The sequence below is a fragment of the Streptomyces sp. JH34 genome (genome assembly GCF_029428875.1).
GTDB lineage: Bacteria > Actinomycetota > Actinomycetes > Streptomycetales > Streptomycetaceae > Streptomyces.
In genome coordinates this window covers 6,840,471-6,856,050 of sequence record NZ_JAJSOO010000001.1, presented here as the reverse complement: position 1 = coordinate 6,856,050, position 15,580 = coordinate 6,840,471, and the positions used below count along the sequence as shown (strand labels likewise).

The following is a 15,580-nucleotide window of genomic DNA, read 5'->3' as shown; positions in this document are numbered from 1 at the left end:
GCGGAGCGGCTGTGCTGTCGGCAGCCGCGGTCCACCCGCCCGCGGCCCTCCCCTGGAGACACACAAGATGAGACGCACCCCCTTGCGGCTGCTCGGACGCCTGTCAGCGGCCGCCGTCGCGGCCCTGGTGACGGCGGGGCTCCTGACCTCGTCGCCCGAGCCCCCAGGATCCGTTTCGGCCGTGCCCGTGGCCGCCTCGGAATCCACCGCCACGGTCTTCTACTACACGAAGACCAGGAACTGGTCGGCGTACAAGCTGCACTACGCACCCGACGGCGGATCATGGACCACCGTGCCTGGCGTGGCCATGGAGGCCGCGTGTACGGACTGGGTGAAGCAGACCGTCAGCCTGGGCGGCGCGGCCGGCCTGGCCGCGACCTTCAACAACGGCTCCGGCGTCTGGGACAACAACGCCGGCAAGAACTACGCCCTGGGCACCGGAAGCATCACGGTCAAGGACGGGGTCGTGGCCCACAGCGACCCGTGCACGGACACGGGTGCGGAGCCCGGTGAGGCGCACACCGCCTCGGTCTACTACTCGACGGCCACCGTCGGCTGGACGACCACCAACCTCCACTACCAGCCGGCGGGCGGCACCTGGACCACCGTGCCCGGCGTCGGCATGGAGGCAGCCTGCACCGGCTGGGTCAGGAAGTCGGTGGACCTCGGCACCGCCACCTCCATGCAGGCCACCTTCAACAACGGCAACGGGGTCTGGGACAACAACAACGGCACCAACTACACGGTCCCCGACGGGCTCTCCACGGTGAAGGCCGGGAAGGTCACCGCCGACGCCACCGACCCGTGCGCGAGCGCCGCCCCGGACACCGGCGCACCCACGGCGCCAACGAAGGTGTCGGCGAGCGCCGACGGCTTGTCCGTCGTGGTGACCTGGGATCCTTCCACCGATGACCGCGGTGTGACGAAGTACCAGGTCACCCGCACCGGCGGCACCAAGGGAACGGTGGTGACCGACGTCGGCTCCACGGTCTTCTCCGACACGGGCCTGGAGGCGAAGACGGCGTACAGCTACACCGTCAAGGCCGTCGACGCGGCGGGGAACGTGTCGGCCGCCTCGGCCGCCGCGACCGCGACGACCGGCGAGAAGCCCACGGCCCCCGTGTCCGGGAAGCCGCTGGGCACCGATCCCCGCAAGGACCCGATCTACTTCGTGCTCACCGCCCGCTTCAACGACGGTGACAGCTCCAACAACCGGGGCGGCAACCAGCACGAGAAGTCGGGCAACGCGGCCAACGACGACCCCATGTTCAGGGGCGACTTCAAGGGCCTGGTCGAGAAGCTCGACTACATCAAGGGCCTCGGCATGTCGGCCGTCTGGATCACCCCGGTGGTGCTCAACCGGTCGGACTACGACTACCACGGCTACCACGGGTACGACTTCTACGAGGTCGACTCCCGGCTGGAGTCCGCGGGCGCCTCCTACCAGGACCTCATCGACGCGGCCCACGCCAAGGGCATGAAGATCTACCAGGACGTCGTCTACAACCACTCGTCGCGCTGGGGCGCCAAGGGCCTGTTCACTTCCACGGTCTACGGAGTCCGCGACACGCAGTGGAGCTGGTACTACGACGAGAAGAACGAGGGCTTCGAATACGACGGCCTGACCGTCGAGACAAAGTCCGGGAAGTCGTACTACAACGGCGACCTGTGGTCCACCGCCGAACCCTCGGGCAACACCTGCGTCAACTGGGGCACCCCCACCCAGTACACCTCGCCGGAGGGCTACCGAATCTACAACTGCCAGTGGCCCAGTCCCACTTCGGGCATGTTCCCGAAGGCGTACTACCACAACTGCTGGATCGGCAACTGGGAGGGCGAGGACTCGCGCAGCTGCTGGCTGCACGACGACCTCGCCGACTTCGACACCGAGAGCGCGCCCGTGCAGAACTATCTGATCGGCGCGTACAACAAGTACATCGACATGGGCGTGGACGGCTTCCGCGTCGACACCGCCGTGCACATCCCCCGCACCACCTGGAACCGCCGTTTCCTGCCGGCCATCCAGGAGCGGGTGACCCAGCAGTTCGGCGCCGAGGCCGCGAAGAACTTCTTCGTCTTCGGCGAGGTCGCCGCCTTCGTCAACGACAAGTGGAACCGCGGCTCGGTCAACCACTCCGCCCAGTTCTACACATGGAAGGAGCGCAAGGAGTACAGCGCGGACGACGAGAAGGCCGCCCTGGAGATGTACGACTACGAGCAGCAGCAGGGCACCGGCTCCCAGCCGACGTCCACCAACGCCTTCCTGAACGGCAACAGCTACCACGCTCCGGACCACAGCAGGTTCTCCGGGATGAACGTCATCGACATGCGCATGCACATGAACTTCGGTGACGCGAACAACGCCTACAGCAACGGCAAGGATTCCGACGACAGTTACAACGACGCCACCTACAACGTCGTGTACGTCGACAGCCACGACTACGGCCCGAACAAGAGCAGCGAACGGTACGCCGGTGGCACGGACGCCTGGGCCGAGAACATGTCCCTGATGTGGACCTTCCGCGGCATCCCGACGCTGTACTACGGCTCCGAGATCGAGTTCCAGGCCGGAAAGAAGATCGACTGCGGGCCCACCTGCCCGCTGGCGACGACCGGACGGGCCTACTTCGGCGACCACGTCGCCGGCAACGTGACGGCGCCGGACTTCGGCACGGTCTCCTCCGCGACCGGCGCGGTCGCCGACACCCTGGCGAAGCCGCTGGTCAAGCACGTGCAGCGGCTCAACCAGATCCGCCGCGCGGTACCCGCGCTCCAGATGGGGCAGTACTCCACCGAGGGCATCACCGGCTCCATGGCCTACAAGCGCCGCTACACCGACGCGGCGAGCGGCACGGACAGCTTCGCTCTGGTGACGGTCACGGGGAGCGCCACGTACACGGGCATCCCCAACGGCACCTACAAGGACGCCGTCACCGGTGACACCGCGGTGGTGACGGGCGGCACGCTGTCCGTCGCGGCACCGGGCAAGGGAAACCTGCGGGTGTACGTCCTCGACCTCGGCGGCAGGAACGCGGCCCCGGGGAAGATCGGGACGGCGGGTGCCTACCTGAAGTGACGCGTGGTGTGACGGACGCGCGGCGCGCGTCCGTCACACCAACGGCGTCCGATGCCCGGTCATCACGTCGGCGGACCGGCGCGTCCTGCCTCACACGTGCGCCGGACCGACTGCCCGGCCCCCGTCCCGCTAGTGCTGCAGATGCGGGAAGCGCATTTCGGTGCGGCTGCGCGCGGTGTCGCCGGGGCGCAGCACGGTGCTGGGCAGGTCCGGCCGGTTGGGTGAGTCGGGCAGGTGCTGGGTCTCCAGGCAGAGCGAACCGTGCCGTCCGTGGCGGCGCCCGGTCCCGTCCGTGAAGGAGCCGTCGAGTTGGTTGGCGGTGTAGACCTGGATGCCTGGCTCCGTGGTCCAGACCTCCATGACCCGGGCCGCGTCCGGGGCCGTGAGGCGTGCGGCGCGGCGCAGAGCGCCGCCGGTGTCGCGCAGGACCCAGCAGTGGTCGAACCCGCCCGCGGCGCGCAGTTGCCCGTTCTCCGTGCCGAGGCGCTCCCCGAGGACCTGGGGCGTGGTGAGGTCGAACGGGGTCCCGCGGACCTCGGCCGGCGGGCCCAGGGGGATGCCGTCGTCGTCCACCGGCACGTAGGAGTCGGCGTCGACCTGCAGGGTGTGGCCGAGGACGTCGTCGTGTCCGGCCAGGTCGAAGTAGGCGTGGTTGGTGAGGTTGACGACCGTGGGGCGGTCGGTGACCGAGGCGTAGTCGACGGCGAGGGTGCCCGCAGTGTCGAGGGTGTACGTGACGGTGGCGTCCAGTGCCCCCGGGAAGCCCATGTCCCCGTCGGGGCTGTGCAGGGTGAGCCGTACGGACACACTGTCGTCGGTCCGGTCCGGGGCGGCCTCCCAGACCTTGGTGTGGAAGCCGTCCGGTCCGCCGTGCAGCGCGTGGCCCCGGTCGTTGGCGGGGATGTGGTGTTCTGTCCCGTCCAGGACGAAACGGCCGTGGGCGATGCGGTTGGCGTAGCGGCCGACGACGGCGCCGAAGTAGGGGTGCTTGGCGGTGTAGTCGTCGAGGGTCGCGAGCGACCGGACGACGGAGGCGTCGGCGCCCGCGGTGTCGGGCACGGTGAGGCGGTGCAGGGACGCGCCGTAGGTCAGTATCCCGGCGCGGACCCCCGTCCCGCTGTCGAGGGTCCACAGGTCGGTCCGGGTCCCCTGGACGGAGCCGAACGGGGCGCGGTGCACGGTGGGGCGCGGCATCAGAGATCCTCGGTGTGGCCGGAGTCGGGCCCGGGTGTGGTGGATTCGCGGACGACGAGGCGGTAGCCGGGGCGTGGCCTTCGCGGTTCGGCGACGGGTGCGCCCGAGAGCTGTTCGACGAGGCTGTCGACGGCGAGACGGGCGATGGCCTCCTTGTCGGGGGCGATGGTGGTGAGTGTGGTGGTGGTGTAGCGGCTCTCCTCGATGTCGTCGAAGCCGACGACGGCGATGTCGTCCGGGATCCGCAGGCCTCGCTCGGTGACGGTGCGCATGGCGCCGATGGCGATGAGGTCGTTGTAGGCGAACACCGCGTCGGGCCGGTCCTCCCGGTCCAGGAGCCGCGCCATGCCGGCGGCGCCGTCCTCGCGGCCGTAGCCGTCGGTGACGACGACGAGGGATTCGTCCGGTGTGATGCCGGAGGCCGCGAGTTCCTCGCGCCAGCCCCGCAGGCGCAGGTGCGCGGGCTGGCGTTCCTGGCCGGTGCGGGATCCGAGGAAGGCGATCCGCCGGTTGCCCTGGGCGACGAGGTGGCGGACGGCCTCTCGGGCCGCCGCCACGTTGTCGATGGCGATGTGCTCGTACGGCGCCTCGTACTCGCGCTCGCCCAGCAGGACCAGTGGCGCCGTCTCGGTGCGCGCCATGAGGTCCTCGGTCTCGAGGTGGATGGGGCTGAGGATGAGACCGTCGATCACATGGGACCGGAATCCCTGGCTGACCAGGAGTTCCTTGTCCCTGAGGCCGGCGGTGTGGTCGACCAGGACCGTGTAGTCGTGCCGGGCCGCGGCGTCGATGACCGCTCCGGCGAGTTCCGCGAAGTACGGGTTGCCGAATTCGGGGACGGCGAGGGCGATGATGCCGGTGCGGCCCTTGCGCAGGTGACGGGCGGTGAGGTTCGGCCGGTAGCCGAGCTCGTCGATCGCCTTCTGCACCTTGGCGCGCATGGCTGGTGTGACGTGCTGATAGTTGTTCACCACGTTCGACACGGTCTTGATGGACACGCCTGCCCGTTGCGCAACGTCCTTGAGGCTGACGCCCACGGCACTCCTTGGTTCGGCTCGGCTCGGCTTGGCTCTGCGTCCGGCCTCCGCGGGCCGGCGCGTCGTCAGGTGCTTCTGCGACTGCGCGCGAGATAGCGCTGGGCCACCACGACAACGATAAGGAAGCCGCCGCTGACGACCGACTGGTAGGAGGAGTTGAGCGAGCCGATCTGGTTGATCAGGTTCTGGATGACGGCCAGCAGGAGGACGCCCCAGAGGGTGCCGCTGATCGATCCGGCGCCCCCGACGAGGAGCGTGCCGCCGATGACGACGGCGGAGATCGCGTCGAGTTCCATGCCCACGCCGACGATGGTGACGCCGGAGGAGAGCCTGGCCGCGTTGAGGGCGCCGGCGAGGCCGGCGAGCAGGCCGCTGAGCGTGTAGACGAGGATCTTCGTGCGGGCGACGGGGAGGCCCATCAGGGTGGCCGCGTCGCTGCTGCCGCCCACGGCGAAGAGGGTCTGGCCGAACGAGGTGCGCTGCAGGACGAGTCCGCCCGCCCCGAACAGCACCAGGGCGATGAGGATCGGGTAGCCGAAGCCCCAGACGCTGCCCTGGCCGAGTTCTCCGAAGGCGGAGTCCTTGGGCACGAGGTAGGTGGTGGCGCCTTCGTCGGTGAGGGCGAGCAGCAGGCCGCGGGCACCCAGCAGGGTGGCGAGGGTGACGATGAACGGTGCCATGTTCCCGCGGGCGATCAGCAGCCCGTTGAGCAGGCCGATCCCGCCGCACACCACGAGGGGGAGCAGCAGGGCGGCGAGGAATCCGTACTGCGAGGCCCAGGCGGCGATCACTCCGCCGAGGGCGAAGACCGACCCGACGGACAGGTCGATGCCGCCGGTGATGATGACCATGGTCATGCCGAGTGCGACCACGGCGAGGAAGGACGCCTGGATGGTCACCCCGCGGGCGTTGTCCAGGGAGGCGAACGTCGGGTAGATGAACGAGGCGGCGATCACGACGGTCAGCAGGACCGCGAGGACGCCCTGGCGCTGCAGGAGTTCGGCGACGCGCGCGCGGCCGGTCCGCTCGGGCCCGGCGGGGCGGACCGCGGGCGTCTTCGTCGGCACGGGGGCCGGGGCGGCGGTGACGGGCTTGGTTTCGTTCATCGGGACCGACGCTCCCGGGCGACGTAGACGGCGGCGATGATGATGGCCGCCTGGGCGATCTGTGCGGTGGAGTCGGGCAGGTCGTGCTTGACGAGCGTGGCGCGCAGGAGCTGCATGAGCAGGGCTCCCGCGACGGTGCCGAGGACCCGGACGGATCCCCCGTTGAGGGGGGTGCCGCCGACGACGACCGCCGTGATGGCGGAGAGTTCCATGAGGGTGCCGAGCGAGGACGGGTCGCTCGCGGTGAGCCTGGCGGTGGCGAGGATGCCGGCGAGCGCGGCGAGCACCCCGCAGATCACGTACACGCCGATGAGGACGCGCTTGACGGGCAGTCCGGCGAGCGCGGCGGCGGAGCGGTTGCCTCCGACGGCGACGACCTGCCGGCCGAAGGTGGTGCGCTGTACGAGGAACGCCACGGCGACCGCGAGCACTCCGGCGATCCAGACGACGAGCGGGACGCCGAGGAAGGAGCCGGTGCCCAGAGACAGCAGGTCGGGGTTGACGATCTGCTTGAGCTGGCCGTCGGCCATGACGAGGGCGAGCCCGCGGCCTCCGACGAAGAGCGCGAGCGTGGCCACGATGGGCTGCAGCCCGACGAGGGAGACGAGGGCGCCGTTGACGGCTCCGACGACGGCTCCCGCCAGGAGGGAGACGACGAGCGCGGGGACGAGCCCGTACCCGAGGTAGAGCGGGAGGAAGGCGGCGGCCAGCGCCATGGTCGAGCCGACGGACAGGTCGACGCCCTCGGTGCCGATGACCAGGGCCATGCCCAGGGCGACGATGACGATCGGGGCGACCTGGACGAGCTGGGTGCGGAAGTTGTCCGCGGTCATGAAGTGGTCGGTGAACAGCGCGTTGAAGAGCAGGACCACCGCCACGGCGACGTAGACGCCGTAGCGCTGGTACCAGGAGGGGTCGCGCAGTCGGGCCAGCGGGCTCGCGGACTTCGGGGGCTTGTCGCTCTTGGCGGGCGGGGCGACGGCGGTCTGGGTCATCGGGGGTCCTCCTGGGCGGCCGGGGCCCGGTCCGCCGGGTCCGGCGCGTGGTCGGCGAGCACTTCGAGCAGCCGGTCCTCGGCCACGTCGTCGCCCGACAGCTCACCCGCGACGGCCCCGCCGCGCAGGACGACGAGGCGGTCGGCGCCCTCGATGAGCTCCTCGATGTCGGAGGAGATGAGCAGGACGGCGAGGCCCTCGCCGGCGAGGTCGTCGATGAGGCTCTGCACCTCGGCCTTGGCTCCGACGTCGATGCCCCGGGTGGGTTCGTCGAGGAGGAGGACCTTGGGTTCCAGGCAGAGCCAGCGGGCCAGCAGGACCTTCTGCTGGTTGCCGCCGGAGAGTTCTCCGACCTTCTGCTCCGGGCTCGACGCCTTGATACGCAGGCGCTTCATGAAGATGTCGACGATCCGGTCCTGCTTGGCGCGCGAGACGACACCGGCCCGGGAGAGACGGGGCATGGCCGCCAGCACGATGTTCTCCCGGACGGAGAGTCCGGGCACGATGCCTTCGGCCTTGCGGTCCTCGGGGAGCAGGCTGATGCCGGCCCGGATCGCGGCCGCCGGGGTGAGGCGCTTCAGGGTGGTGCCGTCGACGGTGAGTTCGCCCGCGTCCAGGGGCAGCGCCCCGGAGAGCGCCTTCGCCGTCTCGCTTCGGCCGGAGCCGAGGAGACCTCCGAGGCCGAGCACCTCTCCCCCGTACAGCGACAGGGATATGTCGTGGAGCTGGAGCCGACTGGAGAGGCCGGTCGCGGTGAGCACGGGCGTACGGGCGGCCTCGTGCCCCTCCGCGGCGAAGCTGGTGACGCCGGAGCGCCGCACTTCGGAGAGGTCGCGGCCGAGCATCATCGACACGAGCTGCATCCGGTCGAGGTCGGCGAGGTCGCCGGTGTGGATGTGGCGTCCGTCGCGAAGGACGGTGACCCGGTCGCAGATCCGGTAGAGCTCGTCCATGCGGTGGCTGACGTAGAGGACGGCGATGCCCTTGTCCCGCAGGTTCCCGATGACCCGGAAGAGGGTCTCCACCTCGCGTGGTTCGAGCGAGGAGGTGGGCTCGTCCATGATGACGACCTGGGCGTTGACGGACACGGCCCGGGCGAGGGCGACCATCTGCTGGGTGCCGACACCGAGGGTGTGCAGGGGGCGCCGGGGGTCGACGCGTACGCCGAACCCGTCGAGCAGTTCGCCCGTCTCCCGGTGCATGCGTGCGAAGTCGATGAGACCGAAACGGTTCCTTGGTTCGCGGCCCAGGAAGATGTTCCTCGCCACGCTCATCAGCGGGACGAGGTTGACCTCCTGGTAGATCGTGGAGATCCCGGCCTGCTGCGCCTCGAACGGCCGGGCGAACCTGACCGGTTCGCCCGCCATCCGGAGTTCACCCCCGTCCGGCCGGTACACACCGGTCAGCACCTTGATGAGGGTCGACTTGCCCGCGCCGTTCTCCCCGACCAGCGCGTGGGTCTCCCCCGCGCGCAGGGAGAAGCTGACGTCGTCGAGAGCGACGACGCCGGGGAACCGTTTGCTCACCGAGCGGGCTTCGAGCACGGCGGAGGCCGTGTCCCCGGCCGCCTCCGGCGCCTGAGGTACTGCTTCGGGTGGTGCCATGGGTGTTTCTGGCCTTCCGCTGTCCAGGGGTGAGGGCCCGGGGGCCGCCGTGGCCCGGTGCAGGTGCCACGGCGGCCGGGGCCGTTGGGTCAGGAGCGGATCAGTACGCCCCGCCGAGGGATTCCTTGGCGTTGGTCTCGTCGTAGGCGCGGTCGGTGATGATGACGTTCTCGGGGATCTCCTCGCCGCCGTAGAACTTGCTCGCGGTCGCGAAGGCGAGCGGTCCGAAGCGCGGGTTGGACTCGATCACGGCGTTGTACTCGCCGTTGACCAGGGCCTGGACGGCGTTGCGGGTGCCGTCGACCGAGACGATCTTGACGTCCTTGCCGGGCTTCTTGCCGGCGGCCTTCAGCGCGGTGACGGCGCCGAGCCCCATCTCGTCGTTCTCCGCGTAGACGGCGGTGATGTCCGGCTTGGACTGGATGAGCTGCTCCATGACCTGCTGGCCCTTGTCGCGGGCGAACTCGCCGGTCTGCTGGGCGACGATCTCGATGCCGGGCGCCTCGGCCTTGATCTGGTCGACGAAGCCCTTGGTCCGGTCGGTGGTCACGTTGTTGCCGGAGGCGCCGAGGAGGATCGCCACCTTGCCCTTGCCGTCGGTCGCCTTGATCATGGCGTCGGCGGCCCGCTTGCCCTGCTCGACGAAGTCGGAGCCGAGGAAGGCCACGTAGTCCTTGCAGGCGGTGGAGTTGACCTTGCGGTCGATCGTGAGGACGGGCACCTTCTTCGCCGCCGCGGCCTTGAGCGCCGGCTCGAGACCGTCGGAGTTCAGCGGCGCGATGATGAGGAACTGGGCGCCCTGGGACAGCATGTCCTGGATGTCGCTGATCTGCTTGGACAGCTGCGACTGCGCGTTGGTGGTGAGCAGCTTCTTGACCCCGATCTTCGCGGCCTCGTCCTTGATCGACTGGGTCTCGGCGATCCGGAACGGGTTGGCCTCCTTCTCCGACTGGGAGAAGCCGACCACCGCGTCCTTGAGGTCGATCTTGGGCGCGCCGTAGGTCTGCAGCGAACAGCCGGGGCCGGAAGCGGCCTCGGGGGACTTGGCCGCCTGTGCTCCCTGGCTGCTGTCACCGCCCGCGTCGTTCGTGGTCTCCGACTTCGAGCAGCCGGAAACGGCCAGCGTGGCGGTGGCGGCGAGCAGGCAGGCCGCGGCGAGGGTACGGGATCGACGCTGGATCATCATGCGCGGGACGCTCCTTGGCGAGGTGACGGCACGCTGTTCGGCGTGCGTCGGGCATGGCGGGACGGTGCGTCAGCCGCTGGGCGGCAGATGACGCCGGATCCCTCGCGACCCCGCTTCGAGCTGCGGAAACGACGGTCGTGAGGGGCTTGTGCGGCCTCTCGGCGGCTGGGTTTACAACGTTATATAGGCGAGGCGCCGCAAGCGGCAAGAGAGTTGTCGATGCGTTTCCAAAATGTGTCGACCGGAGTCCACGGCTCCTGCGCACCCGCGCGCCCGGCGCGATCGCACCAGGTGCTGCGCCACCTCTGGACACCGGCTTGACCGCGTGCTGTCATACCGCCGACATCATTTTTCCAACGTTGAAAGCTCGTCGTCGTGTCCCCGGGCCCGGGCGCGGCAGGCTCCTTCGCCATGCGCCGGCCCGGTCCGGGCCGGTCACCCCCTCGTCAGGCCGAGCAGAAGCGGAGTCCCCACACGATGTCCCTGAACCGCAGGCAACTCATGACCGGCGCTCTGGCCACCGTCGCCGCGACCACCGCGGCCGGCCGCTGGGCCACCACGGCGACCGCGGCCGAGGGCCTGATGGCCGCGGCACGGGGTGGCCACTACTCCCCCAACGCCGCGCCGCTGCACCCCACGGCGTTCCTTAAGCTTCCTCCCGGGCGGGTGACCGCCAAGGGCTGGCTCGCCGGGCAGCTCCGGCTCCAGCTGGACGGCCTGTGCGGCCGCTACGAGGAGATCTCGCACTTCCTCGACTTCGAGGCTTCCGGCTGGGTGCGCCCGGACCGCGGCGGCTGGGAGGAAGTCCCCTACTGGCTGCGCGGATACACGGACCTGGCCATCGTCACCGGGGACGCGAAGGCGCTGGCCGGCACCCGCCGCTGGATCGACGCGATCCTCACGACCCAGCAGTCCGACGGCTTCTTCGGACCGAAGGCCCTGCGGACGTCGCTGAACGGTGGCCCGGACTTCTGGCCCTTCCTGCCCCTGGTCCAGGCGCTGCGCTCCTGGCAGGAGTACGACGGCGACACCCGGGTCATCCCGTTCCTCAGCAGGTTCTTCCGGTACATGAACGCCCAGGGTCCCGGCGCCTTCGACACCAGCTGGATCGCGCTGCGCTGGGGCGACGGGCTGGACAGCGTCTACTGGCTGTTCAACCGCACGGGTGACACCTTCCTGCTCGACCTCGCCGACAAGATCCACCGGTACGGCGCCGACTGGGGCGACAACCTGGTGAACCCCCACAACGTCAACATCGCGCAGGGCTTCCGCGAACCAGCCCAGTACGCACTGCGCAGCGGATCGCAGCAGGACACCCGGGACACGTACGGGACGTACGCCAAGGCCATGGACCGGTACGGCCAGTTCCCCGGTGGCGGCTTCGCCGGGGACGAGAACGCCCGGCCGGGCCACGGAGACCCCCGGCAGGGTTTCGAGACCTGCGGAATCGTCGAGTTCATGGCGAGCCACCAGCTGCTCACCCGGATCACCGGCGACCCGCTCTGGGCGGACCGGTGCGAGGAGCTCGCCTTCAACTCGCTGCCCGCCGCGCTGGACCCGTCGGGGAAGGCGGTCCACTACGTCACCAGCGCCAACAGCGTCGACCTGGACGACGTGCCCAAGCACGACCGGCAGTTCCAGAACGGCTTCGCCATGCAGGCGTACCTGCCGGGAGTCGACCAGTACCGCTGCTGCCCGCACAACTACGGCATGGGCTGGCCCTACTTCACCGAGGAGCTCTGGCTCGCCACCCCGGACGGCGGACTGGCCGCCGCGATGTACGCCGCCAGCCAGGTCACCGCCAAGGTCGCCGACGGCACGGAGGTGACCTTCACCGAGGAGACGGACTACCCCTTCACGGACACGGTCACGCTTTCCCTCAAGGCCCCGAAACCGCTGCGTTTCCCCCTGGTGCTGCGCGTTCCCGCCTGGTGCACCGAGCCGGACGTCCGGGTCAACGGTCAGCGGGTCGCCGCCCCGGCCGGCCCCGCCTTCACCCGGATCGAACGGACCTGGGCGGACGGCGACGAGGTCACCCTGCGCCTCCCCCAGCGGACCGCCGTGCGCACCTGGACGGACAACCACGGCTCGGTGAGCGTGGACCACGGGCCGCTGACGTACTCCCTGCGCATCGGGGAGTCGTACGAGCGCATCGGCGGCACCGAACAGTTCCCGGAGTACGCCGTCCACGCCACCACACCGTGGAACTACGGCCTCGTCCTGGACGGGGCGCGGCCGGCGTACTCGCTGCGCCGCCGGTCCACCGGACGCGCCCCCGGCGACAACCCGTTCACCCTGGACGGCACCCCACTCGTCATGACCGCCCGGGCCCGCCGGATCCCCGAGTGGAGCGCCGACGACGAGCACGTGGTGGCGCCCCTGCAACCGAGCCCCGCGCGCAGCACCTCCCCGGTCGAGGAGGTCACGCTCGTCCCGATGGGCGCCGCGCGGCTGCGGATCGCGTCCTTCCCGACGGCGAGCCCGGACGGAACGCCCTGGCTGGCCGACGGCCGGTACCGGATCGCCAACCGCAACTCCGGCAAGGTGCTGGGCGTGGACGGCATGTCGACCGCGAACAGCGCCCACGTCGTCCAGTTCGGCGACACCGGGACCGCGGACCACCTGTGGCGGCTCGTGGCCAACGGCGACGGCTGGTACCGCATCCGCAACCAGCACTCCGGCAAGGTGCTGGGCGTGGACCTCATGTCCACCGCGAACAGCGCCCACGTCGTCCAGTTCGACGACAACGACACCGCGGACCACCTGTGGCAGCTCGTGCCGGACGGCGACGGCTGGTACCGCATCCGCAACCGCAACTCGGACAAGGTGCTCGGCGTGGACCTGATGTCCACCGCCGACAGCGCCCACGTCGTGCAGTACGACGACAACGGCACCGCCGACCATCTCTGGCAGCTGCTCCGATGAGCAGTTGCTTCCGGTACCACTCCCCGTACCGCTCCGGTGCGGCGAGTCCTTCCCTCCGTCGAGGAGATCCGGAATGAAGTCAGCACCCGCACCACGCCGTCGCACCTTATGGAGACGGCTGACCGCCTGCACCGGCCTGCTGGCCCTGCTCGCCACCGCACTGGTGGGGGCGGGCACCGCTCCTGCGGCGGCGGCACCCGCGGCCTGGGCACCGAAGCCGGCCCCCATGACGACGCCCTGGACGAATCAGGTGTCCGTCGACAACCCTCTCCCCGAGTACCCGCGCCCCCAGCTCACGCGCCCCGACTGGGCCAACCTCAACGGCATCTGGGACTTCGCGGTGACCGGCCGCGACGCCGGGCAGCCCGCGTCGTTCTCCGAGCAGATCAGGGTGCCGTTCGTCGCGGAGTCCTCCCTCTCCGGCATCAAGCGGAAGATCACGGAGAACGACAAGCTCTGGTACAAGCGCACGTTCACCGTTCCGTCCAACTGGAACGGCCGCCGCGTCGTGCTCAACTTCGGCGCGTCGGACTGGCAGAGCACGGTGTGGGTCAACGGCACCCAGGTCGGCGCCCACAAGGGTGGCTTCGACTCGTTCTCGTACGACATCACGCCCCAGCTGAACGGCGGCTCGAACACGATCGTCGTCTCCGTGTACGACCCGACGCAGACCGGCGGCCAGGCCGTCGGCAAGCAGCGCATCAATGACGTGAACCCGCACGCGGGCGGCGGCATCTTCTACACCGCCGCTTCCGGGATCTGGCAGACCGTGTGGCTGGAGCCCGTCGCCGCGTCGCACGTCACGCGCCTCGACATGACGCCGAACCTCGGCGACAGCACCCTGCGGGTCAAGGTCCAGGCGGCCTCGGCGAGCGGCCGGACCGCGCGGGTCACCGTGTCGAGCGGCGGCACCGTCGTGGGGACGGCGACCGGGGCGCCCGGCAGCGACATCTCCGTCTCCGTGCCGAACCCGCGGCTCTGGAGCCCGGACGACCCGTTCCTGTACGACGTGCGCGCCGAGCTCCTCGACGGCGCGTCCGTGGTGGACACGGTGGGCAGCTACGCGGGCATGCGGTCCATCGCCGTGGCGAAGGTCGACAACATCCTGCGCCCCGTCCTCAACGGGAAGTTCGTCTTCCAGACCGGCACGCTCGACCAGGGCTACTGGCCCGACGGCATCTACACGGCGCCCACCGACGCCGCGCTGAGGTCCGATCTCCAGGCGCACAAGGACCTCGGGTTCAACATGGTCCGCAAGCACATCAAGGTCGAACCGCAGCGCTGGTTCTACTGGGCGGACAAGCTGGGCCTTTTGGTCTGGCAGGACATGCCGGCGATGGACACCGGCAAGACCCCTGACAGCGCGGCACGGACCCAGTGGGAGGCCGAGTACCACGCGGTCATCGACCAGCACCGCAGCTCGCCGTCGCTGGTCATGTGGGTGAACCAGAACGAGGGCTGGGGCCAGTACGACCAGGCCAGGATCGCGAACGAGGTCAAGGCGTACGACCCGTCCCGGCTGGTGAACAACATGAGCGGGGTCAACTGCTGCGGATCCGTGGACAGCGGCAACGGCGACGTGATCGACAACCACGTCTACGTCGGCCCCGGCAACACGGCCCCCACTGCGACCCGGGCCGCCGTGCTCGGGGAGTTCGGCGGACTGGGGTACAAGGTCCCCGGCCACGAGTGGTTCCCGGGCGGCGGCTTCAGCTACGAGGACCAGGCGAGCGTCTCCGCGCTGGACAACCGGTTCGTCGGGCTCCTCGACGCCCTCAGGATCGGCCAGCTGCCGGCCGGCCTGTCCGCCTCGGTCTACACGGAGATCACCGATGTGGAGAACGAGGCGAACGGGCTGCTCACCTACGACCGCCAGGTGGTCAAGGTGGACACCGCGCGGGTGAAGGCCGCCAACCAGGCACTCATCCAGGCGTCGAGGACCCCGGCCCCGCCGGTCACCCTGCCCACCGGGGGGTACAAGTCGCTCCGGGTCACCACCCCGGGTCACACGAACAAGTACCTGCGCCACTCCGAGGCACTCGCCTACACGGCCGTCGTCGACAGCGGCAGCAGCGCGCTGCTGAAGAGCGACGCCACCTGGAAGGTCGTCACGGGCCTGGCGAACGGCAACTGCTATTCGTTCGAGTCCCGCAACTACCACGGTGAGTACCTGCGTCACCGGGACTTCCGGGTCCGTCGTGACGCGAGCGACGGTTCGGCGCTCTTCAAGGCCGACGCCACCTGGTGCGCGGTCGCGGGCTCGGGTGGGGTACGGCTGTCGAGCGCCAATCTGCCCGGCAGCTATCTGCGCCACATCAGCTCGGAGGTGTGGCTGGCCACTCCCGGTGGCACGCACGCCTGGGACAACGCGGCCACCTTCACCGAGGACACCACCTGGGCCGTGGACGGGCCCTGGGCTCCCTGAGGCGAGGTGTCCGGGCCCGGTGCCGTCCGTTC

The 15,580-nt window shown here is 69.9% G+C and carries 9 protein-coding genes; 3 read left to right on the top strand and 6 right to left on the bottom strand.

All coding sequences use genetic code 11. The features are described 5' to 3' along the window. Positions 1 to 67 precede the first annotated feature (67 nt). Complete coding sequence (locus tag LWJ43_RS30795; protein WP_277335448.1) at positions 68 to 3,076, top strand: carbohydrate binding domain-containing protein; 3,009 nt, start codon at positions 68 to 70, stop codon at positions 3,074 to 3,076. 129 nt (positions 3,077 to 3,205) lie between these two features. Here LWJ43_RS30795 and LWJ43_RS30790 read toward each other — a convergent pair whose 3' ends face one another. The 6 genes from LWJ43_RS30790 to LWJ43_RS30765 form a co-directional block, all read right to left on the bottom strand. Further along, positions 3,206 to 4,270, bottom strand: coding sequence for an aldose epimerase family protein (locus LWJ43_RS30790; RefSeq protein ID WP_277335447.1), 1,065 nt, complete (start codon positions 4,268 to 4,270; stop codon positions 3,206 to 3,208). Next, complete coding sequence (locus LWJ43_RS30785) at positions 4,270 to 5,307, bottom strand: LacI family DNA-binding transcriptional regulator (RefSeq protein WP_277335446.1); 1,038 nt, start codon at positions 5,305 to 5,307, stop codon at positions 4,270 to 4,272. Before LWJ43_RS30785 ends, LWJ43_RS30790 begins: the two co-directional genes overlap by 1 nt. Positions 5,308 to 5,372: 65 nt before the next feature. Next, complete coding sequence (locus LWJ43_RS30780; RefSeq protein WP_277335445.1) at positions 5,373 to 6,413, bottom strand: ABC transporter permease; 1,041 nt, start codon at positions 6,411 to 6,413, stop codon at positions 5,373 to 5,375. Next, the gene (locus LWJ43_RS30775; protein WP_277335444.1) at positions 6,410 to 7,408 is read right to left on the bottom strand and encodes an ABC transporter permease; all 999 of its coding nucleotides are present in this window, start codon (positions 7,406 to 7,408) and stop codon (positions 6,410 to 6,412) included. The genes LWJ43_RS30780 and LWJ43_RS30775 overlap by 4 nt, the downstream gene beginning before the upstream one ends. After that, the gene (locus LWJ43_RS30770; RefSeq protein ID WP_277335443.1) at positions 7,405 to 9,012 is read right to left on the bottom strand and encodes a sugar ABC transporter ATP-binding protein; all 1,608 of its coding nucleotides are present in this window, start codon (positions 9,010 to 9,012) and stop codon (positions 7,405 to 7,407) included. Before LWJ43_RS30770 ends, LWJ43_RS30775 begins: the two co-directional genes overlap by 4 nt. Before the next feature lie 100 nt (positions 9,013 to 9,112). Next, positions 9,113 to 10,198: an ABC transporter substrate-binding protein gene (locus tag LWJ43_RS30765; RefSeq protein ID WP_277335442.1), complete on the bottom strand. Its 1,086-nt coding sequence runs from the start codon at positions 10,196 to 10,198 to the stop codon at positions 9,113 to 9,115. A gap of 477 nt (positions 10,199 to 10,675) precedes the next feature. Between LWJ43_RS30765 and LWJ43_RS30760 the strand changes: the two genes are divergently transcribed. Both LWJ43_RS30760 and LWJ43_RS30755 read left to right on the top strand, forming a co-directional pair. Then, positions 10,676 to 13,123: an RICIN domain-containing protein gene (locus tag LWJ43_RS30760; protein ID WP_277335441.1), complete on the top strand. Its 2,448-nt coding sequence runs from the start codon at positions 10,676 to 10,678 to the stop codon at positions 13,121 to 13,123. A gap of 73 nt (positions 13,124 to 13,196) precedes the next feature. Then, positions 13,197 to 15,548 carry an AbfB domain-containing protein gene (locus LWJ43_RS30755; protein WP_277335440.1) on the top strand — a complete coding sequence of 784 codons (2,352 nt, stop codon included), beginning with the start codon at positions 13,197 to 13,199 and terminating at the stop codon, positions 15,546 to 15,548. The last annotated feature ends 32 nt before the right edge of the window (positions 15,549 to 15,580 follow it).